This is a genomic window from Pseudomonas sp. CG7 (assembly GCF_023701885.1).
Lineage (GTDB): Bacteria > Pseudomonadota > Gammaproteobacteria > Pseudomonadales > Pseudomonadaceae > Aquipseudomonas > Aquipseudomonas zanjanensis.
In genome coordinates this window covers 1-21,120 of the sequence record NZ_JABAEE010000026.1, presented here as the reverse complement: position 1 = coordinate 21,120, position 21,120 = coordinate 1, and the positions used below count along the sequence as shown (strand labels likewise).

The window sequence follows — 21,120 nt, the reverse complement described above, 5'->3', positions numbered from 1 at the left end:
GATCTCAAACTCCTGAAAGCAAAATAATCATCCTCGCTCCGCGAGCTCGGTTTCTCGTATTAGTTTTTTGTCAACTTTGCCAACGCTTGTCTTGGGGATATCATCGACGAACAGGAATTTTTTAGGGATTGCCCATTTATTAATGCTGCCGCTGTCAACGAACTGCATCAGGTGATCCTCCAGATTCGCCTGATTGATCTGCAATGATGGTGCGCATACAACCATCGCCATTGGCCGTTCGCCCCACTGAAGATCAGGAATACCCACCACCGCAACGGACATGACGGCAGGATGCTTACTGATCAGACTCTCCAATTCCAAAGAGCTGATCCACTCGCCGCCAGTCTTGATCACATCTTTGATACGGTCCTTGATTTCCAATACGCCGCGCGCATCGATAGAACCGATATCGCCGGTGTGCAGCCAGCCCCCATCCCAGAGTTCGGCACCTTTTTCCGGGTCATGCAGGTAGCCCTGAGTCAACCAGGGCGCACGTACCACCACCTCCCCCATCGACTCTCCGTCGTGCAAAACGTCCTTGCCCCCGGCGTCGACGATCTTCAGGTCGACCATTGCAGCTGGCACTCCGGTTTTGATCCTGAGCGGTAGCTGCTCCTCCATTGACTGTTCAAGTTCAGAAGCCCGTAGATAAGTTGCACATAAAATCGGGCAGGTTTCGGACATACCGTAACCGCTAAACACCTGCATGCCAGTTGCTGCCGCCTGACTTGCGGTGCCAAGTGCCAGGGCACTCCCGCCCAAGAGCATCTTCCAGCGACTGAAGTCCGTCCCGGCTGCCTCGGGGCAACCCAGAATCATCTGCAGAATGGTTGGCACGCAGTGGCTGAACGTAACCTTCTCCTTCCGGTAGAGGCGAACCAGGGCATTGGGTTCATAGCGTCCCGGATAAACCTGTTTCACCCCCATCAACGTCGCCACATAGGGCACTCCCCAGGCGTGTACGTGGAACATTGGGGTGATTGGCATATAGACATCGTCAGAGCGAAGCAGCGGCAACCCTTGATAGGCACTAAAAGTGCCCACCATGGCCAGGGTATGCAGCACCAGTTGACGATGGCTGAAGAACACACCCTTCGGGTTACCGGTCGTGCCTGTTGTGTAGAACACGGTGGCAACCGAGTTCTCGTCAAAATCGGGGAAGTCATAAGTCACAGGGGATTGGGACAGCAACTGCTCGTACTCGCCCACTACGGGCAAAGTCGTTGCCTTGGCCGTCTCGTCGCTCAGTTGGATGTAGCCTTTGACAGTCGTCAGTCCGCCATGAATTTGTTCCAGCAGCGGCAGAAAATCGTCATGGGCAAGGACTAAATCATCCTGCGCATGGTTCATCGTATAAAGCACCTGCTCGGCAGACAGGCGAACATTTACCGTATGCAGCACGGCGCCGATCATCGGCACCGCGAAAAAGCACTCCAGATAGCGATGACTGTCCCAATCCAGCATCGCCACGGTGTCCCCAGCCTTGACGCCTGCAGCGGTCAGCACGTTGGCCATTTGCCGGATACGCTCATTGAGCGAGCGGTAGCTGTAACGCAGCTTGTCAGCGTAGACAATCTCCTGTTCTGTTTCATAGCGCTGCCCTGAAAGCAGCAGACTCTTGATCAGCAATGGGTACTCGTACGCGCCTGGCGAAGGGAGAATTATTTTTGTTTTAACCATGAGGACATCTCCCAGAGGGATTTCAATAAGGTCTTGTTGGCGCTGGCACCATCGTTTGAACTGATGTCGGCCAGCGCCCCAAGGGGTCAGAACTGCGCGGCGTCGAGTTCGTAAAGCGATTCACTGCCGGCCTTTACTGCCGCGCTCAATGATTGGATGCGTGGTAACAGACGAGCGAAGTAGAAGCGCGCGGTGCCGAGTTTGCTGACATAAAAATCTTCTTGTTCTTGCTTGTCCAAAGCTGCGCGCGCCATCAGCGCCCACATGTAGGCGTATGCGGTGTAACCGAAAACCTGGAGGTACTCCACCGAGGCGGCGCCGATCTCATTAGGATTAGCCTTGGCCTGCACGATGACCCAAGCGGTGAGCGCATCAAGGGTGTCGATGGCTGTTTGCAACGGTACGGTGAATTCGCTCAAGCCCTCATCGGCGGCGCTGATGAAATCCTTCACTTCGTTACTGAAATGCTTGTAAAAACTACCACCGCAGCCGACCACCTTGCGCCCCATCAAGTCGAGCGCCTGGATGCCATTTGTACCTTCGTAGATCTGGGTGATGCGGCAGTCCCGGATCAACTGTTCCTGGCCCCACTCGCGAATGAAACCATGACCGCCAAAGACCTGTTGGCCATGCACCGTGGTCTCTAAACCCATATCGGTGAGGAACGCCTTTGCCACAGGGGTCAACAAGGCAACCATTTCTTCGGCACGCTCTCGCGTGGTGGCATCTTCGCTGTACTTGGCAGTGTCCAGTTGCATCGCCACGTAACTGTAGAAAGCACGCCCCCCCTCGTTCAGAGCCTTCATCGTCAGTAACATACGGCGAACGTCCGGGTGCACGATGATCGGATCCGCAACCTTGTCTTTGACTTGGGCTCCAGTCGGTGCGCGACTCTGGATACGGTCCCGGGCGTATTCGACCGCGTTCTGGTATGACCGCTCGCCCAACGCCAGACCTTGGATACCAACGCCCAGGCGCTCGTAGTTCATCATGGTGAACATCGCCGCCAGCCCCTTGTTTGGCGCATCGACGATCCAGCCGGTGGCGCCATCGAAGTTCATCACACAGGTGGCCGCGCCCTTGATGCCCATCTTGTGTTCGATCGAGCCGCAATGGGCTGCATTGCGTTCACCCAAAGAGCCATCGGCGTTGACCAAGAACTTGGGCACGATAAAAAGCGAGATACCCTTAGGGCCAGCCGGAGCGTCAGGAAGCTTGGCCAGCACCAGATGGATGATGTTCTCGGTCAGGTCCTGCTCACCACCGGTGATGAATATTTTGGTACCGGTGACCGTATAACTGCCATCGGCCTGCGGTTCGGCCTTGGTACGGATAATCCCAAGATCGGTGCCGGCATGCGGTTCAGTCAGGCACATTGATCCAGTCCACCGGCCCTCGTACATATTGGGCAGGTATCGGGTCTTCAGCTCTTCACTGGCGTGGTTCAAAATCGACAGACAGGCCCCGGCAGTCAACATCGGGTACAGCGCAAACGACATATTTGCCGAGTTGACCATTTCTTCGACCTGGGCACCGATCAACTTAGGCATGCCCATCCCGCCAAATTCTGGCGCACCGCCGACTCCCACCCAGCCACCTTCTGCATAGGTTCGGTAGGCCTGGGGGAAACCTGCAGGAGTCTTCACTGCGCCGTCACGCCACGAGCATCCCTCTTCGTCGCCGCTGCGATTGAGCGGAGCGATCACTTCACCCGTAACTTTTCCGGCCTCCTCCAGGATGGCCATAGCGGTCTCTTCATCTGCTACTTCGGCCAAGGCAGGCAGTTGAGCCCACAACTTGGAGACCTCGAACACTTCATTGAGGACAAAGCGCATATCGCGCAATGGAGCTTTGTAATCAGCCATAACAGAATCTCTTAATATTGTTTGCATGGGTATGCAGTGGTTGATGTAGAGCCAGCTTCACTTGCGAGCAATACGCTTGCGGGTCACGGGAACATTCCAAAGAACGGTGTGCACCGAAAACGGCAGAACGCTGGAAAGCGATCCAAGCACAATTGCACTCAATACTGCGGGCCTCTGCGATGCTGTCAGTTCAGACTGTTCCAGCCAGCTTGGCAGGTTGTTCAACCAGGCCATTACCGCGTGCACGGTCGCCGCAAGCACCGGCGAGGGTGCGCTCGCCCCAGCCTCGCGCAACAGGACCAAAAAACGATGTTCATACTCTCGTCGCATCTTGCAAATGTGTTGCTGGTGCTCCAGCGAAAGGCAGTGGAATTCACGCTCAGCGATTAGAAAATGCATGGCGCGTCGCTCGTGCAAGCCAATATGCGCATGCACGAACGCCTTCAGGCACGCAAGAGAGCAATCCTTATCGCGGCACCGCGCTAACGCGAGTAAGTCGGTGAAGAGCTCCTCGATCAACTCGAACAACAGCTGTTCTTTGCTCTCAAAATGGCAGTAAAAGGAGCCGGGGCCCATCCCCTGTTGCTGCGCTAGTTCGCGTACGCCTACCCGAGCAAAACCTCGCTGGGCGAAAAGCTGCAAGGCGGTTTTGCGCAGCGGTTCCAATCGTGAAGGGATAGACTCCTCAGCGCACTTATCACCCATTTGATTCATTCACCGACGCACCTCTAGACGCGCTCAAAGATCGCTGCGATGCCCTGACCACCACCGATACACATGGTCGCCAATGCATAGCGTCCCTGGATGCGATGCAGTTCGTGGACAGCTTTGGTCACAATCATCGCTCCGGTAGCACCCACTGGATGACCGATGGAAATACCCGAACCGTTCGGGTTGACTCTGGCAGGATCAAATTCAAGCTCGCATGCCACAACAAAAGCCTGGGAAGCGAAGGCTTCGTTGGACTCGATCACGTCAAGATCTGCGACCGTCAAGCCAGCGCGTTTCAGAGCAAGACGAGTAGCAGGAATCGGCCCCAGCCCCATCAACTCAGGCTCAACGCCGGAACACGCGTAGCTGACCAGACGCGCCAGCGGACGCAAGTTATCGCTCTTGACCGCCGCATCAGTTGCCAACAGCAGCGCTGCGGCGCCGTCGTTCAAGCCCGAAGCGTTGCCGGCTGTAACTGTCCCGTCCGGTTTGAACGCCGCTTTCATAGCTGCCAACTCTTCCAGCGTGACATCACCGCGCACGTGCTCATCGACCTCGAACAGTTGCATGCCTTTACGCGTTTTCACTTCAACCGGTACGATCTGCCCGACAAAGCGACCCTCAGAGATGGCGCGAGCCGCACGTTTCTGGCTTTCCAGCGCGAGCGCATCCTGATCGGCGCGGCTGACACCATAACGCTCGGCGATGTTCTCGGCGGTAATGCCCATGTGAATGCGGTGAAAGGGGTCATGCAAAATACCCAGCATGTAGTCAATCGCCTGCATGTCGCCCAGACGCCCACCCCATCGTGCGCCAGGAAGCATGTAGGGCCCACGACTCATGCTCTCGGCACCGCCGGCAACTGCAACCTCGTTTTCCCCCAACAACAGGCCCTGTGCCGCTGAAATAATCGCCTGCAGGCCGGACCCGCACAGGCGATTGACGTTGAACGCTGGAGTCTCCTTAGGTATGCCGGCCTGGATTGCGGCAACCCGAGAAAGATAGGCGTCACGCGTATCGGTTGGGATTACAGTACCCATCACAACATTGCCAACACGGTCCGGTGCGCAACCGCTGCGTCGCAAGGCAGCCTGCACGGCCGTCGTCGCCAATTGCGATGGCGGTATATCCTTTAGCGTGCCACCGAAGGAGCCAATTGCAGTTCGTGTGGCGCTGACGATAAACACTTCAGATGTAGACATGGAAACTCCACTAAATTTATTATTAAGTTGCACGCTTCGGCACCGACACTATTCATGTCGCGTTGAGCTACACAACCTATATGCCTTTAACCAACCGATTAAAAAACGCAACTAAAAAAGTGAGCGCTCGCCTAGCAAGCACACTACTCGCAATTGCAAGCAGCTGCTTGTCATACAATGACAGGCTCTTGTCATCCAATGACAATCAATCTGCTGCGGTACAAATGAGCCGCTAATTTGGCAATGACGCAGATTCGGAAATCGGGCATAAGCCACGGGAGCTTCCGGATTGGTGATCCATTCTTCTATGAAACCAAAAGCCGCGGTTAGAATTCGCGGCGGTGCGGCCACGAACCGATATTTCTCACTATCGGTGTTTGAATATTGCTTTCCTTTTGGCAAGAAACGCGCCCATCCCTTCTTTTTGATCCTCTAAAGCGAAGGCAGAATGAAAAAGGCGCCGCTCGAACAACAGACCTTCCGCAAGACTGCTTTCGAATGCACGATTAACAGACTCTTTAATCATCATCGTGACAGGGAGCGAGAAGCCAGCGATGGCCTGGGCTGCGCTTAATGCTTCATCCAGAAGACGCTCAACAGGCACTACACGTGCTACAAGCCCGGATTTTTCGGCTTCAAAAGCATCCATCGTCCGGCCCGTGAGACACAAATCCATGGCTTTAGCCTTGCCAAGGGCACGAGTCAACCGCTGCGTGCCCCCTGCTCCCGGCAAAATGCCAAGCCGAACTTCGGGCTGACCAAATTTTGCGTTCTCGGCAGCGATGATGATGTCGCACATCATTGCAAGCTCACACCCGCCCCCGAGGGCAAACCCCGCGACTGCGCCAATTACGGGTTTTCGAGACTTACCCAGTCGCTCCCAATTACGGGAAACAAAATCAGTCTTATAGGCATGCATATAATCAAATGACTTCATCGCCTGGACGTCCGCGCCAGCCGCAAAGGCTTTATCGCCGCCTGTGAGAACGATGCAACCTATTTCTTCATCGGTCTCAAACAAGTCGACCGCATCAGAAATCCTATCCATAACCTCATCATTCAACGCATTAAGAACATCAGGCCGATTGATTTTTATCAATCCTACACGCCCATGAACCTCAACGACGACAGAGCCATGACTATCCAATTTTTAACTCTCCGAAGATGTACAGTTGGGTCACCACAAAATAACGCCTATAAACACTAATTCAGCGCAAGACTACGGACTGCTGATCAACCACGCATCACACAGACCCATGCACACGTCAATAGGCTAATCAGCTTACCGTGACCAGAAGCTCGCGCTGAATTTAGGGTTAAACGGACGTCAATTAATATTGGTAAAAGCCACGGCCTGTCTTACGTCCGAGATAGCCCGCCTCTACCATTTCCACGAGGAGTGGAGCTGGGCGATATTTGGAGTCTTTGAACGATTCGAATAGAACTTGCATCACGGCTAATTGAACATCAAGGCCAATCATGTCGCACAGTGCCAGGGGGCCAATAGGATGGTTGGCGCCCATTTTCATGGCCTCATCAATTTCAGACGCCGATGCGAGATTTTCACTCAAGGCAAACACCGCTTCGTTGAGCATTGGGCAAAGCAGGCGATTTACAACAAAGCCCGCACTATTTTTCACTTTTACCGGCGTCTTCCCTACCGCCTTGGCTAATGCCTCCATCGAAGAAAACGCCGATTCGCTGGTTTGAAGCCCGCGAATAACTTCAACAAGGGCCATGACTGGAACGGGATTAAAAAAGTGCAAGCCAACCACTCGTTCAGGTCGCGTAGTCGCTGCAGCCAGTCGGGTAATAGAGATCGAAGATGTATTAGATGCCAAGATTGCTTCCGGGCGCACAATGGCGTCTAACTGGGCCATCAGGTGCAACTTCAATTCAAGGTTTTCGGTCGCGGCCTCAATCACGACGTCGCAATCGGCCAGGTCCGAGAGATTGACCCCCGTTCGAATCCTTGATAGAGCCTCCGACTTCTGTTGACCGATAATTTTTTCCTTACTGAGCAGACGGGACAAACTTTTCTCTACGGTATCCATAGCTCGGTCAAGCGCGGCAGCCGAGATGTCAATCAGTGCGACGTCGTATCCATTGATTGCGAAAACCTGACTGATCCCGCTGCCCATGGTACCCGCGCCAAGAACACCAATTTTTTTCATATTCATATGAACTCCTAAAGACAACAATAAGTTGAAAAAACTACTTCAAATATTTTTTACTGCATGCTTTGAATTCTTCAGTTCCCGCGCATCGCAGCAATTCAAATAGAACCATCTCTCGTGTAACCAGAATGACACCCGCAGCTTGCAATCGACTTATTGCCGCCGACTTGTCGATTTCCGCTCGTGAACCAACAGCGTCGATAACCACGAAAACCTGTTTTCCAGCAGCGACGAGGTCCAATGCAGTAAGCATCACACAAGCGTGTGTTTCGATGCCGCACAGAATCCATTGATCTTGCAAACGAAATTCTTTAGCAGTGTTCCCACCCTCTTCAACGCAAGAAAAATACTTCTTATTTATAATCGTAGGTTTCTGGGAGCATGCCAACAGGTCATCTGATATAGGACCCAATCCGTTGGAATAGTGCGCGGAAAATCGCACGGCGATCTCAAGATCTTCACACAACCCTACCAACCACTGACAGTTCTGAAGGACGTTCTGGTGATCGGGCACTAGTTGCAACACCTTAGGTTGCATATCTATTACTAGCAGCGCCGCTTTAGCTCTATTAATCTTCAAGTTGACTTCTCCGTCTTATTTTTTGCACCACCAGACCACCACGGCGCGATTGCGCCTTCATCGCTAACTTTCCCACTTCAGAGCTCACAGGCAGTTCACCGCTTTCGGCATAGACCTGGCAATTTAAGTCGATTTCATCAGGCTTATAGGAATAATTAACCATCAATCCGTAAGATTGCCGAAGGCCCGCTTTCGAATTATCTGCCAACCAGTTTACTTTTCCTAAACTCGCACCATTGGTGCTATATTCACATCAGGCGCTGAACCAAATGAAACTGCCCCATAAATCTGGCCATCGGCAGAGTTGGTAACATCGTGAGACCGTTGCTGGCCCTGTGGGCAAGCCCACACACTGTTAATGAAAAATCTATTACGATTTTTACTTTGCAGAAACATCTTCACTCCCAAAAAGTATATAGCTCAGGTGAATATCTACCGAACACACGACGGGTAGGCTTGTCCGCGCAAGACTAAAATGACGGCATCATGTGCCAATCAGTGAAGGCTTCACATGTACCTGCTGCCTATATTGTTGAGGTGTCAACTGCATCCAGCGTCGGAAAGCGCGACTAAAGGAACTGGCCTCGGTATAACCGAGCAAAAATGCGATTTCGGTTATGCTATGGTTTGAACGGGATACATAATTTTTTGCTAGAGACCGACGGACCGCTTCAACAAGATGGCTGAAGTCCAGATCGTGTTCAGCCAAACGCCGTTGCAGGGTTCGCACGCCCATATTCATGGTGGCGGCTATATATTCTATGCTTGGGCATCCGCTGCTCAGGCTATCAGCGACTTGGCGCAAGAGGCGATTGAGTAAATCGTTGGGGCCAATTCTCATGACCCGCCTCTGCTCAAGGAATACCTCTAACGCCTGAAATAAGCGAATATCGGCAGTACGAATCGGCAGTTCCAGCAAATTTGGCGAAAACACAAGGCGATTGTCTGGGCGATTGAATAGCACAGGGCAATTAAATATTTCTTTGTAGGTGTTCAAATCACCGCAGGCGCTATGCTCAAATTCCACACGAATGGGTGATAGATCAGGACAGCCGGTAACCTCACGTATCATGCTTAAGCCAGAAGCAATCGAAAATTCAGAATCCTGCTTGCGTTGAACTATTAGAGGATCTACAACTTGGTAACCGAGACCAATGAACTTGCCCGACTTAGTGATATCGAGTCGGACTCCTTGAGTGAGCACCCCAATGAAATGACTTAAACAATGTAATACCAGCTGCATTGTCGGCGCACTGCGAACCGCATGCCCCAATACGCCCCACTCGTGACAATTGGTATGCAGCCCAACCTGGAGCCCGATGCTGGGTGAGATTTCTCTACCCAGTATTTCCCATAAAGCGACATACTGAGATAAAGGAATTTCGTATCCAGGGGAATGCAAAATCTCTTTACTGAGTCCAACTGTCGTCAGATAGGGAGAAAATAATTCGGCGTGCTGCGTGAAAAAGCTTTCGGCGTATATGGTAGGGAAATTATGTAAAGTCATATATGCATTACTCAAGCATTGATTAACTGATTAACCTGCCTAGCTTGCGACCAGAGAACAAGCTTACCGTCTGCCATCACTCGAATTTTATTGCCCGCACTACAAAAATAATGGCTATGGGGCGATATAAACCCTATTCAGCTGTCATAGCCTCTCACGCCATAATATTTTCAAGGCCGTTCTGTACGTTGTACTACTGGTGCAAATCCAAACTATCACTCACACAGTCAAGCATTCATCACTGGCAACTAGCGTTTTACTACGATCGTGACAAACCACTGCGCCTAGTATCATTTCCTCAATAAAACCAATATCCAAACTTTGATGCAGCACATACTTAGCCAGGTCATGCACTTCATCAAAATCTACTCCTCTTTGAAAAACACTATTAATTCTAAATCGCTTGAACCCTGTCGCTACCGCCGACTCAATACCATCAAGAATTTTCTTCGATTTATCTCTTCGTGTCAGCGCCTCGACTAACTGAACGTCAGCCATATGACACTCTTAACTCATTAGATAAAACATCTGAAAACTGATTAGCGGGCACCCCTATTATGTATACAGAACATCAAACGTTCGCCCTACTAAGTCACCTATTGATTTTTTGTCGAGCGCTTGTCTAGAAAAGCGCCAATACCTTCGATGGCGTCAACCTCCATGGCATTAGACGCCATGACTTCAGCTGCATATGCATATGCATCCTCAACGCACATTAATTTCTGACGATAAATCATCGACTTACCATATCTAACGGCTGTCGCACTCTTCGAGGAAATCGCAGAAGTCAAAACGTCCACAGCGCTATCGAGATCTTCACGTTCGACGGACTCATTGACCAATCCCCACTCTACCGCCGTTTTTGCATCGATAAATTTCCCGGTAAACAACATCTCAAAAGCTCGCTTGACGGGCACCGTCCGGGTCAGCGCAACAGATGGCGTAGAGCAAAAAAGTCCCAAATTAATACCTGAAACTCCAAAGCGGGCTTCCATTGCGGCAACTGCCAAGTCGCAGCTCGCTACCAGCTGGCAGCCTGCCGCAGTTGCAACGCCTTGCACACGAGCGATTACAGGCACAGGTAACGACTGGATTCTTAGCATTACATCGCTGCATAAACGAAATAAATTCTGGTAAAAAACTGTATTTTGGTTTTGCTGCATTTCGCGCAAATCGTGACCTGCGCAAAAGGCATTTCCTTTCGCGGCCAAGACGACACAGCGAATGCTGGAGTCGGATGCGATAAAATCCAACTGTTCTTTCAGCACATTTAGCATTTCTTCCGACAACGCATTGATCTGGTGCGGCCTGTTAAGCCATAACGTCACAACGTCGTTTCGACGCTCGTGCAGGACTATATCATCTACATTAGACATGGATTATGACCTTTATACCTGCGCATACTCGAAGCGGTCTGCACAGGCTGGTTTATTCACTCAGGAGTAACTACCTACCGTAATCTTGGCCTTAATGGAGTTCCCTATAAAGCATCTTTTATGTGCGCCCGCATGTATACGAGCAATAGCTTTTTCATCGGGCTGTTTTTCCCCAGAGAATACTATTTTTGGGTAAAGCTCAATCAGGGTAATTTCCAGATTGCCGCTGTCGGCTTTCTCAAGGTATCCGACAGGCGTGTCGCTGTAGGACTCGGGAAGAAATCCCTGTTGCTCAGCGATTGCCAGAAAAAAAAGCATGTGACAGCTAGCTGCGGCGGTGACCAACAGTTGTTCAGGATCCGCACACCGTGCATCGCCCTTGTATTCGATCGCGGCAGAGATATTTAATTTCTGCTCTCCTTCAAACCGACCAACGTGATTACGTGAGTAGGTAGAAGCGTCATCCGCATGGATATTTTTTTCCCAGCTAATTTCAGCAGCATGTTCAGACATGATCTCTTCTCAATAGCGTTATTTAATAAAACACATTTCAAACAATGTGTAGCTTAGGGCCTTACGATCTAAAAGCATCAAGTAGAACTCAGATCTTATTTAGACAAGCATTCTCCCGCCAGAATGTAAACTCCAATTGACAAGCCAGAGCTCTGATTCCACTCGCCATACGAGCCGGACGACAAGTCGTGGAGGCGTTATCGAATAGCTCCTGACAATACGTCATCGCTGCTGGCGCTTCGCTGTCGGCGAAGGAGACCATACACACCGCTTGGTCTATCCGCGTCATGATGGCTTGGTTTGCGACCCATTCGTATAGCTCGGTTGGCTCCTCATACCCCTTATCTAGTTAGGTCGACTGTTGCGAACACACGCAACAGCCCTACCATCTTTATAAGAGCTCTTCTAACGAATGAATATCTGCGACGTGGTAAGCGCCATATCACCACCCGGCAACTTGATATTGCCGATCTGTTTCAGGCTGTCGGCATCGAAAATAGCGATGTCGTTGAGGGTGCCTGATAAATAGACTTTACTGCCATCCTTGCTAATTGAAACACAATAGAAGGAATGTTCCAGCTTCGCTGCCTGCAGTAATTTTTTCTGTTTAATGTCGTACTTTGCCAGGCGGTTGAGCACGCCAAACATTAAGTTGGGATCCTTCGGCGAGCGCATGCCGCTGAAGTAAACTTCCGTCAGTGGGCCGAAGTCGGTGGCTTCGGTCTTGCCGGTTTTCAGGTCAACGCTGAATAACCCGTACACATATTCAGCGGTAGCTGGATCCTGTTTCTTATCCTTGTACTTTGCCGCTGTGTAGAGTACAGAAAATTCTTGCCGATAAGTTTGCTGGCTCCAACCGTAAAGCACGTCCGGGGCGCTGTAATTGGCCCTTTTCCAATGGCGGCTGGGGATTACCACGTCAAATTTTCCAGTTTTCACATCCACTTTATAGATGTCCGCACCCGCGGCATACAGCGTGCCATTGTCGCCGCTCTGCATAACCGTCAGCTGTCTGGGCGCCGGAAAACTGCGCACGGGTTTGGCGTCCATCCCAGCGTTGGTGGCGTAAACATCAAGTCTAGGTTGCTGCACCACATAGCGGTCGCTGAGTATCAACGTCGGATTGGCAACAACGAAGAGCTCCTTGCCGTCATGGCTAATCGCAAAGGCCCACAATGACTTGGCTTTTTCACCCGGCTGCTGGCTGACGTTGGCGTGGAATACCTGTTTGCAGCTGTCCAGCTCGACACCGTAGACATCGGCGTAATGATTGTTCAGTACGTAGGCGGTCTTGCCATCTGGCGACAACTGCACGGTGCCAGGCCCGAACGCGTCGGGCATCTTGCAGGTCTTCAACAGGGTGTCGGTGGCCAGGTCGATGACGTGCAGGTTATTCGGGTAATTGGTGGTCACCATGTACTCGTGACCGTCTTGCAGTGCCGTGTTTTCATCGGCCAGAACAGTGAGCGAACAGGTACTCAGGACGGCGAACGCGGCCAGGCCGCAGGCTTTGATGCTGTGCATGCTGGAATCCTTCTGAAGTCCGATCACTTGTCTTTAGGGAAGACAGTGCCAAGGTTGCGCCAGTTATCGTTGGACGCCTGGGCATCCTTGTTCCAGTCCGGGTAGGTGCTCATCATGTCGGGCACCTGGGCCGGCCACCAGCACGGGTCGGAACAGCCATAGAGATCGGCTTCCATCGGCTGGCACAGCGACGACACGCCGCCGAACGCGTCGATTTCCCATCCCGGGTCGGTCGTCGAAGCGCAGCCCACGACCGAGCTCATCGCCACCACTTCTTCGATGCGGTTTTCGGCCGCGGCTTCATCGAGTTTCAACGCTTTATTATTGATTGCCTTTAAATGCTTCATATCAGTGAGCCTTGCGCGGAGTGATGTAGCTGCTGATAAACGCAGGGTTGTTGGCCATGATCCGGGTGTAGACCTCGATGCCGAAGTCGACCCAGTCACGCATCAGTTCGCAGTAGTGATAGGTCGGATGGGTCGGGTCGCCGTAGCGGGCGTAGCTCTCGTGGTAGCAGCCGCCGGAGCAGAGGTTGCGGATTTGGCAATCTTCGCAGCCGGTGTTGGTACGATCCAGACGCTGAGACAGGAAATCGTTCAACTCGACCTGTTTCACGGCGGTGTGGACGTTGCCAAAGGTCGGCAACGACGAGCCGGTGAAGCGGTGGCACAGGTTGAGCTCACCCTTGTAGTCCACCGCCAGCATCTTCAACCCGGCACCGCACGGCAGGGCTTTTTTGTGGCCTTCGTGGATATCGGTGATTAACTGGTGCAGGTTGGAAAAACCGATGTTTCGGTGTTCCAGCGCCGCCTCCAGGTAACGTCGCCCAAGCTTCTTCATGTTGGCGAAGACTTCGATCAGTTCATCGCTGGACAGGTTGAAGGTGCTGATGTCACCAGAGGTCACCGGGGCAAAACCGACTTCGGCAAAACCCAGTTCGTTGAACAGGTGATCCCAGATGGTTTCGACGTCGGTGACGCCGGTGGTCAGGGTCACCCGCGCGCCCACCGGACGACTGTTGTAGCGCGACAGCAGCATTTCAGCCTTGCGCCGCACCACGTCGTACGTGCCCTGCCCGCCCACGGTGATGCGGTTGCGGTCATGCACTGTTTTCGGCCCGTCGATACTGACCGAGAGCCCGAAACGGTGGGCATTCAGATAGTCCACAGTCTCTTCGGTGAGCAGCGTGGCGTTGGTGGTCATGACGAATTCGACGAACTTGCCGGCCTCGCGGAAACGCTTCTCGCAATAGTCGACCATGTACTCGATCAGCTTGCGGTTGCTCAGCGGCTCGCCGCCAAAGAACACCACGGTGAAACGCTCTTCGTCCGGGGATTCACGCAGCAGCATTTCTACCGATGCGACCGCCGTTTCGATGTCCATTTTCTTGCCGGCCGACGGTTTATCGAGGTCTTCCTTGTAGCAGTAGGTGCAGCTCAGGTTGCAGCCGGTGTTGACGTTGAGCACCACGGTATTGATTGCGGTGCGCTCGACCCGGTTGGTGCCAATGTCCGGGGTCAGCGGCGAGCCGTCGCTGACCAGCTCCAGTGACATCAACTCGCGCAGTGTCTCAGTGATTTCCTCGCCGTTGAAACGCGAAGCCAAACGCTGGATCAGGTCGTCCGACGAACAGCCGGGACCGCGCAAGGTGTCGATGATAGTGCCGGTCAGCTCATCACTGGCGAACAGCGAACTGCTGGGAATGTGAAACAGCATGCGGTCGGCGTCGACGTGCACTTCGTGCAGGTTCCGCTCAACCAGATTCAAAATAGCGCCCATTGCAACCTCCTGTGCAGACCCCGTCTGGCGGGGCCTGCGGTCATTCCTGAGAGTGTCTGAAACGGTTAACGATCAGCCAACTCATGGAATGGGTGGATTGTTCCAGCGTTGCACGGTGACGATCATGTGGCCTTCGCCGGTCAGGGATTTCCCTGCGTCGTCGACGGCGGCGATCACCTTCAGGTTGCCGGCATTGTTGGTGGACATTTTGCGTTGCGGGTTCGGCCCGGCGTCGCCCGGTGTGAACACACCACTGTCAGCCTGCATAATGCCGGCAAACTTCACGTCCTCGTCTTCCTTGGCGCGGTCGTCGAAGGCGGCGACCGACCACTGCGCCGGGAACACGCCGATGCGATACGGCTTGCCGTCAGCCCCGTTGCCCCAGGCTTCGGCGTCGAAACGGCCCTGGACTTTCGGCGTCGAACCGCCGCCATCACCGACCCGTGCCACGGAGAATTCAGGCACGACCTTGACCTCGGCGATCTTACTGTAGACCGACAGTGTCGGGCCTTGCAGCGTGCCGACGGTGACGTTGCGCAGGCCCGGTTGGGCGTTGGCTGCGGCCTTGAGTTTCACCCTGATTTTGTCCGGGCTCTGCTCGACGACTTCGAGCACTTCCACGTCTTTGCCGAAGTCCGGCCTTCCGCTGAGGCCGCTGCCGATCAGGGTCACTTCGCTCTCGGTGCCGGCCTTGAGGTAACCCGGCTGCACTGCCAGCAAACGGCTGCTGCCCTGCTTGGCGGCGACAAAATCCAGGCCGCGCTCATCGTGCTCGCCCTCGAACATCCGGCCCTGCATCGCATTGTTCTGTGCAGCGAACACCTGACGCATGGTCACGCCGTCGATGGTCACGTTGCCGCGCCATTCATAACCGGTGTAGAGAACCGCGCTGCCGTCGCCATTGAAAGGACTTCCATCGGCGTATTGGCCTTTGACGCTGACCTTGAAGGTATCGTCGCCATCGCCGGTCACACTCATCACCCCGGCCAATTCACCTTTACCCGGCATGTGACCGCTGAAGCTCCAGTCGCCCACCAGCGCCTCGGCTTTTGGCGCGCTGCTCTGCCAGCTTTTCCAGGCCGGGTTGTCCAGCGGATAACGCTTGGCCAACAGCGGCACCATGTCTTTGCGGGCGAGGTCGAACCACTCACGGTCTCGTGACATGGCCTGGTATTCCAGCGATGGCCACTGGCCGAGGTGAAAGTTTACCAGCCGCTCCCATTCCTCGGCTGGGCGCCGTTGCAAGGCAACCCGCGCGCCGGAGTGGCAACGGCTGCACATCTGACTGGTCTGGTCGTCGAATTTCTCGACAGTATTGAGTCGACGTTCCAGAGCGTAACGCACACCGTCGGTCTCGCTCGGCGCCAGGCCCTGGGTGTCGGCCAGGTATTTGACCAGCGTGCGGCGGTCATCATCGCTGATCTGCAAACCGTGCATTGTCTGCATCCGGGCGATGCTCATCAACCAGCCTTCCGGGGTTTTACGCTGGTGACTGATACGGCTCAAGGCGTTATCGGCTTCAGGGGTGTGACAGCCCTGACATGTTTCCTTGAGAATTGTCTGGGCGTCGCGAGCTGCGAGGCTGTAAGGCGAATTCAACGCCACACACGCGGCCACAGCCAGCAGACCGGCGCTCAGGCCTGATCGGAGTTTTCTCTTCATCAACGTCTAACCTCGCACGGTGCTTTCTTATTTTGTGGCTTATCGTTTTTATGGTTTCTGCCGTCGGCGGCGCACCGCTGACGGGGGCAAGAGAAACGTCTGCGATGATCAATACACAGACCGTGCCAACTTCCGAGATCTTGCTGAATGCGCGGCATATCGGTAATCGCCAGGTTATTTTTCAACTCCATCGTCAGTGGCGACTGTTTTACTTCGCGACAACTGTGTCACTCTGAGATATCTACATTATTTGTAGAATTGATGCTGCTCATTTGCCACGTCATTGGGCTGCTTCTCCAGTAGTTCTTAAATGTCTCAGGTCGTCTCAATATATGACACTCTGCTAAACCAAGAGCGCTAAGACAACAGCCCTCACACTCGTCAAATCGTGCCTTTGCCCGTTAATAACGCAACTGGCACAACCATTGCGACAAACCTCAGCACACCAACAAAAAGAGGTTGAATCATGTCGCTTATAAGCCTACATCCGGACACTACGGCGTTTATCCAAAGAGCTCCATGCATGCTTATCGGGGGCGAATGGGTTGAAGCTGCCGATGGACAGGTCATGTCCTTACGTAATCCAGCCACCGGCGAAGAGCTTTGCGTAGTGCCACGCGCTACGGCTGACGATGTTGACCGTGCCGTGCTCGCTGCACGTCGGGCATTCGATGACTCGGCCTGGTCCCGAACCCGCCCCCGGGAGCGCCAGAACCTTCTGTGGAAACTAGCCGATCTTATGGAGCGTGACGCCGATGTTCTCGCCCAATTGGAATGCCTGAATAACGGCAAAAGCGTAGCAGTGGCTCGGGTGATGGACGTGCAGCTGTCCATCGATTTCCTGCGATATATGGCAGGCTGGGCAACCAAAATCGAAGGCTCCACGATGGAAGTGTCCGTACCACTCATGCCCAACGATCAGTTCCACAGTTTCATTCGTCGCGAAGCGGTGGGGGTGGTCGGCGCAATCGTGGCGTGGAACTTCCCGCTATTGCTGGCTTGATGGAAACTCGGCCCTGCCCTGGCCACTGGCTGTACAGTGGTGCTCAAACCTGCGGATGAAACGCCACTGTCGGCGCTCAAACTGGCCGAACTAGCGTTGGAAGCAGGCTACCCGGAAGGCGTGTTTAACGTTGTTACCGGGACCGGGATCACCGCCGGCTCGGCACTGACCCATAACCCTCTGGTAGACAAACTGACCTTCACGGGTTCCACTGCCGTTGGCAAGCAGATCGGCAAGGTCGCCATGGAGACGATGACCCGAGTCACGCTGGAACTGGGGGGTAAATCACCGACCATCGTGATGGCGGATGCCGAGATGAAGGCTGCAGCAGCAGGCGCCGCCAGTGCCATTTTCTTCAACCAGGGCCAAGTGTGCTGCGCTGGTTCAAGGCTCTATGTGCAACGCAAACACTTCGATAATGTCGTGGCCGATATTGCCGATATCGCCAATGCCATGAAGATGGGTAACGGGCTGGATACAACCGTCGAGATGGGGCCTTTGATTTCTGCGCGCCAGCAGGATCTGGTCTACGGGTATATCGAAAAGGGTCGCCAAAGTGGCGCAACGATCGCCTGCGGCGGCGAGCAATACGGGCCTGGCTATTTCGTCAAACCCACAGTGATCGTTGATGTCGATCAGAAGCATTCACTGGTTCAAGAAGAAATCTTTGGGCCTGTGCTGGTGGCGATTCCGTTCGATGATGAAGCCGATGCGTTGCGCATGGCCAATGACAGCCCATATGGATTGGGCGCAAGCATTTGGTCGAATGATCTGGGTGCAGTACATCGGATGATTCCACGGATCAAATCGGGCTCGGTGTGGGTTAACTGCCACAGCGCGCTGGATCCCGCGCTGCCATTTGGCGGGTACAAGATGTCCGGGGTTGGACGTGAGATGGGGTTTGCGGCGATTGAGCATTACACTGAGTTGAAGTCGGTGTTGATCAAGCTTTGATTGTTAGCGCCCATTAGGACGCTTTCGTCGGAACGCCGCACGGAGCAAGTCCTCGCTCCCACATCGGATCTGTGGCTAACACAAATCCCCTGTGGGAGCTTGCTCTCGAAGGGACCAGCCAGGTCACCTAAGAAATCAGGGCGTAAAACCCTGAGCCAACAGCCACCCCCGAACCACCCGCGCCTGCTCCACCGACAACCCCGCCAGCACCTGCCCGGCGGGCTCGACCTGCAACCGCCGCACCAGCGGCGCCAACTCCACCCCTTGCACATGCCAGATCCCCAGCGGCTGATCCGGCGTGATCACCACCTCAGCCTCATCTACAAACCCATCCTTGAGCACCGGCGCACGCTCGATTTTCATCGCACTGAAATCCGCCTCGGCATGCGCCACCTGCCCATCCGGCCAGTTGCGCCGCGCCTGCCAGACCGGCTGATCCACCCAACGCTGCTCGTCGGCATAAAAATCCCGGCCGATTCGTGCGAAGCGCAGAAATAACTGCTCCACCCGCTGCTGATGAAACCGCTGCGCCAGCGCTGCCCGCTCGGGTTTACGCAACAATGTGTTGATGACCGTGGGCGCCTGGAGCGCCGAAGACAGCGACTGGAAAATCCCGTTGCCCGACAACGGATCCACCGCCATCGCCGCGTCACCCACGCGGATCCAGTTGTCACCACACACCTGCGGGCTGAGAATCGCCGTGCTGCTGCGAGCGTGCAACTGCAGATCGACCTCTGGCGCCCCAGCGAAAAAACCTCGGGCCAATGCTGAAGCTTCACGGCGCAGACGACAATGTTCGAGCAACTGCGCCTTGCCTGGCAAACCGGCGCTGGCGACGTCTACCGTCCATTGCCAGTAGCATTGACCATCTGCCCGCCGCGCCATCCAGACCCAGCCCTCCTCCAGGCTTTCCACGGCGCTAGCGGTGTGCCCCGGTGTGCCTTGCCAGCGATTGAGCAGGCTGACCGTCTCGGGGCCGCGCAGGCCTTTGCCGAGGGCTGGGGCCTGACGACCGCGAGCTTCCACGAGGAAATCGGCCGCCAAGGCTTCGCGACCCTCGAGTTCGATCAAATGCCCGGTGGCCGAGGTCCTGACGGCCAGCACCCGAGCCTCAATCAGCTCTACGCCAGCCAGGCGCAAGTCCTCGCGCAAGCCGCGATCAAAGCCGGGACGATCCAGCAGGTACTCGATGTTCTGCGCATGCTGCTGGCCGTTCCACGACACCTGGCGCTGGGAAGGCAAGGCCGCGTCCGCCAGGGCCCGGTGTAGCCTCGCGCCACGCAAGGCCTCGAGCACTCTAACAGAGACCCCTTCCAGCGCCGCAAAACGCCGCCATTCGCTCATTAGTGTCACCGGGTAACCGAGTCGGCGCAGACCCAGTGCGACCGCCGCCCCCGCCGGCCCAGCGCCCAGCACAATAATCGACTTCCTGCGCCCGAGCGCCGTTCAGGGCCACGGTAACGAGCGTTCTGTTGCAGCCAATGGAGACCCTGCGCATTGCTGGCTTGGGGTTGTTCCACCAGAAAGCTCGCGACGTACCCGCTCAAGGACGCGCATCCGAGGCTGGCGCCGGAATGCCCCGGATAGGTGCCATGCACACAGGCGGCGAAATCCGCCTGGGCGCTGTCCAGCCAGGACCACTCCTGTTCGGCGCAGCGGGCGTCGCCGGTAACCCGCAACACCTCGGGATAATTGGCCGGGAATACACCGTCGCCCTGGGCCGGGCTGGACGCACAGAGCAGCACGCCGCGCGCGACCGCCGAGGCGCAGGCTTCGCGCAACAGGCTGCGGTCCTGGCGCAGGCCGAGGCTCAAGTTGATCAGCCGCACGTCCTGAGCAACCAGCCAGTCGATGGCCGTGGCAATCTGCAAGGCGCTGGTGACGCCACGCTGATCGAACACCTGGGCCACGCAAAATACCGCCGCTGGCGCCCGTCGGCCGATGGCCTCGATCACTGCACTGCCGTGCCCCAGGGGATCGTCGCGCAGTTCACTCTCAGCCAGCCCATTGTCCAGCAACAAGAAGCGCCGTCCGGCGATCACCTGCACCTGTTGCGCCACAGAATGTCCGCTGTCGACAACGCCAATGCGCAGTTCAGGCTTCATGCGGCACCGTCTTCGAAGTGAGCACACCATCCAGCAACTCGAAGCGCAGATCGGCATCGGCCAGGGTCGACGGGCGATGGCTAATGAGGATGCGTGTGCGCCCGGCAAACAGCCGGTCGATGGCCTCGATGACTTCGCGCTCGGTGGCTTCATCCACCGCCGAGGTCGCCTCATCCAACACCAGGATCAGCGGGTCCTGCAGCAACGCCCGGGCAATCGCGATTCGCTGTTTTTGGCCGCCGGACAACTGCTGACCACGTTCGCCCAAATGGCTGTCGAGGCCCTCGGGCAAGGAAGCAATCAGGCTGTCTAGCTGGGCCAGCCGCGCGACTTCGGCGATCGATCCGCGGCTTGCGTCTGGCACCGCGTACGCTAGATTGTCGGCAAGGCTGCCACGAAACAGCACGATGTCCTGGCTGACTACGGCAATGCGCCGACGCAGCTGGAACAGATCCAGCTCGCGCAAGTCGACCCCCCCCAGC

17 protein-coding genes and 3 pseudogenes are annotated in these 21,120 nt (G+C 54.9%); 1 reads left to right on the top strand and 19 read right to left on the bottom strand.

What is annotated here, in order from left to right; all coding sequences use genetic code 11:
• Positions 1 to 27: 27 nt before the first annotated feature.
• From HGO40_RS12990 to peaA, 16 genes and pseudogenes are all read right to left on the bottom strand, one after another.
• Entirely contained in the window at positions 28 to 1,680 is a 1,653-nt protein-coding gene (locus HGO40_RS12990) for a fatty acid--CoA ligase (protein WP_250963322.1), read from the bottom strand.
• 86 nt (positions 1,681 to 1,766) lie between these two features.
• Positions 1,767 to 3,545, bottom strand: coding sequence for an acyl-CoA dehydrogenase C-terminal domain-containing protein (locus HGO40_RS12985; RefSeq protein ID WP_122306054.1), 1,779 nt, complete (start codon positions 3,543 to 3,545; stop codon positions 1,767 to 1,769).
• Positions 3,546 to 3,602: 57 nt separating this feature from the next.
• On the bottom strand, positions 3,603 to 4,259 hold the full coding sequence (locus HGO40_RS12980) for a TetR/AcrR family transcriptional regulator (RefSeq protein ID WP_250963321.1): 657 nt from the start codon (positions 4,257 to 4,259) through the stop codon (positions 3,603 to 3,605).
• A 14-nt stretch (positions 4,260 to 4,273) separates the two neighbouring features.
• Positions 4,274 to 5,458, bottom strand: coding sequence for an acetyl-CoA C-acyltransferase family protein (locus HGO40_RS12975; RefSeq protein WP_250963320.1), 1,185 nt, complete (start codon positions 5,456 to 5,458; stop codon positions 4,274 to 4,276).
• Positions 5,459 to 5,825: 367 nt separating this feature from the next.
• Positions 5,826 to 6,605 carry an enoyl-CoA hydratase gene (locus tag HGO40_RS12970; protein ID WP_122306057.1) on the bottom strand — a complete coding sequence of 260 codons (780 nt, stop codon included), beginning with the start codon at positions 6,603 to 6,605 and terminating at the stop codon, positions 5,826 to 5,828.
• Positions 6,606 to 6,789: 184 nt separating this feature from the next.
• Positions 6,790 to 7,638: a 3-hydroxybutyryl-CoA dehydrogenase gene (locus HGO40_RS12965; protein ID WP_122306058.1), complete on the bottom strand. Its 849-nt coding sequence runs from the start codon at positions 7,636 to 7,638 to the stop codon at positions 6,790 to 6,792.
• A gap of 34 nt (positions 7,639 to 7,672) precedes the next feature.
• Entirely contained in the window at positions 7,673 to 8,215 is a 543-nt protein-coding gene (locus HGO40_RS12960; protein ID WP_122306059.1) for an isochorismatase family protein, read from the bottom strand.
• Positions 8,205 to 8,444, bottom strand: a pseudogene (locus HGO40_RS30640) (malonyl-CoA decarboxylase domain-containing protein); the annotation flags it as partial. The gene HGO40_RS12960 and the pseudogene HGO40_RS30640, both read right to left, overlap by 11 nt.
• Positions 8,445 to 8,699: 255 nt before the next feature.
• A complete protein-coding gene (locus HGO40_RS12955; RefSeq protein WP_250963319.1) occupies positions 8,700 to 9,722 on the bottom strand; it encodes an AraC family transcriptional regulator in 1,023 nt (340 codons plus the stop codon).
• 219 nt (positions 9,723 to 9,941) lie between these two features.
• The gene (locus tag HGO40_RS12950) at positions 9,942 to 10,220 is read right to left on the bottom strand and encodes a GTP 3',8-cyclase MoaA family protein (RefSeq protein WP_122306062.1); all 279 of its coding nucleotides are present in this window, start codon (positions 10,218 to 10,220) and stop codon (positions 9,942 to 9,944) included.
• Between the two features lie 98 nt (positions 10,221 to 10,318).
• Entirely contained in the window at positions 10,319 to 11,098 is a 780-nt protein-coding gene (locus HGO40_RS12945; RefSeq protein ID WP_250963318.1) for an enoyl-CoA hydratase, read from the bottom strand.
• A 60-nt stretch (positions 11,099 to 11,158) separates the two neighbouring features.
• Entirely contained in the window at positions 11,159 to 11,611 is a 453-nt protein-coding gene (locus tag HGO40_RS12940) for an OsmC family protein (RefSeq protein ID WP_122306064.1), read from the bottom strand.
• 405 nt (positions 11,612 to 12,016) lie between these two features.
• Positions 12,017 to 13,135 (bottom strand): quinohemoprotein amine dehydrogenase subunit beta, encoded by a 1,119-nt coding sequence (gene peaD / locus HGO40_RS12935; RefSeq protein WP_122306065.1) that lies wholly within the window; start codon positions 13,133 to 13,135, stop codon positions 12,017 to 12,019.
• Positions 13,136 to 13,158: 23 nt separating this feature from the next.
• Positions 13,159 to 13,482, bottom strand: a complete 324-nt coding sequence (gene qhpC / locus HGO40_RS12930; protein WP_122306066.1) for a quinohemoprotein amine dehydrogenase subunit gamma — start codon at positions 13,480 to 13,482, stop codon at positions 13,159 to 13,161.
• Between the two features lies 1 nt (position 13,483).
• Complete coding sequence (gene peaB, locus HGO40_RS12925; RefSeq protein WP_250963317.1) at positions 13,484 to 14,914, bottom strand: quinohemoprotein amine dehydrogenase maturation protein; 1,431 nt, start codon at positions 14,912 to 14,914, stop codon at positions 13,484 to 13,486.
• A gap of 81 nt (positions 14,915 to 14,995) precedes the next feature.
• Entirely contained in the window at positions 14,996 to 16,576 is a 1,581-nt protein-coding gene (gene peaA / locus HGO40_RS12920) for a quinohemoprotein amine dehydrogenase subunit alpha (RefSeq protein ID WP_250963316.1), read from the bottom strand.
• Positions 16,577 to 17,042: 466 nt separating this feature from the next.
• Here peaA and HGO40_RS12915 point away from each other — a divergent pair.
• Positions 17,043 to 18,533, top strand: a pseudogene (locus HGO40_RS12915) (aldehyde dehydrogenase family protein).
• Between the two features lie 135 nt (positions 18,534 to 18,668).
• On the opposite strand, the gene qhpG reads toward HGO40_RS12915, so the two are convergent.
• From qhpG to HGO40_RS12900, 3 genes and pseudogenes are all read right to left on the bottom strand, one after another.
• Positions 18,669 to 19,955: a flavin-dependent monooxygenase QhpG gene (gene qhpG / locus HGO40_RS12910; RefSeq protein WP_353050728.1), complete on the bottom strand. Its 1,287-nt coding sequence runs from the start codon at positions 19,953 to 19,955 to the stop codon at positions 18,669 to 18,671.
• Positions 19,956 to 19,966: 11 nt separating this feature from the next.
• A pseudogene (gene qhpE, locus HGO40_RS12905) lies at positions 19,967 to 20,638 on the bottom strand (subtilisin-like serine protease QhpE); the annotation flags it as partial.
• The coding region (locus HGO40_RS12900) for an ATP-binding cassette domain-containing protein (protein WP_250963313.1) at positions 20,628 to 21,120 on the bottom strand (493 nt) is incomplete at its 5' end. The gene HGO40_RS12900 and the pseudogene qhpE, both read right to left, overlap by 11 nt.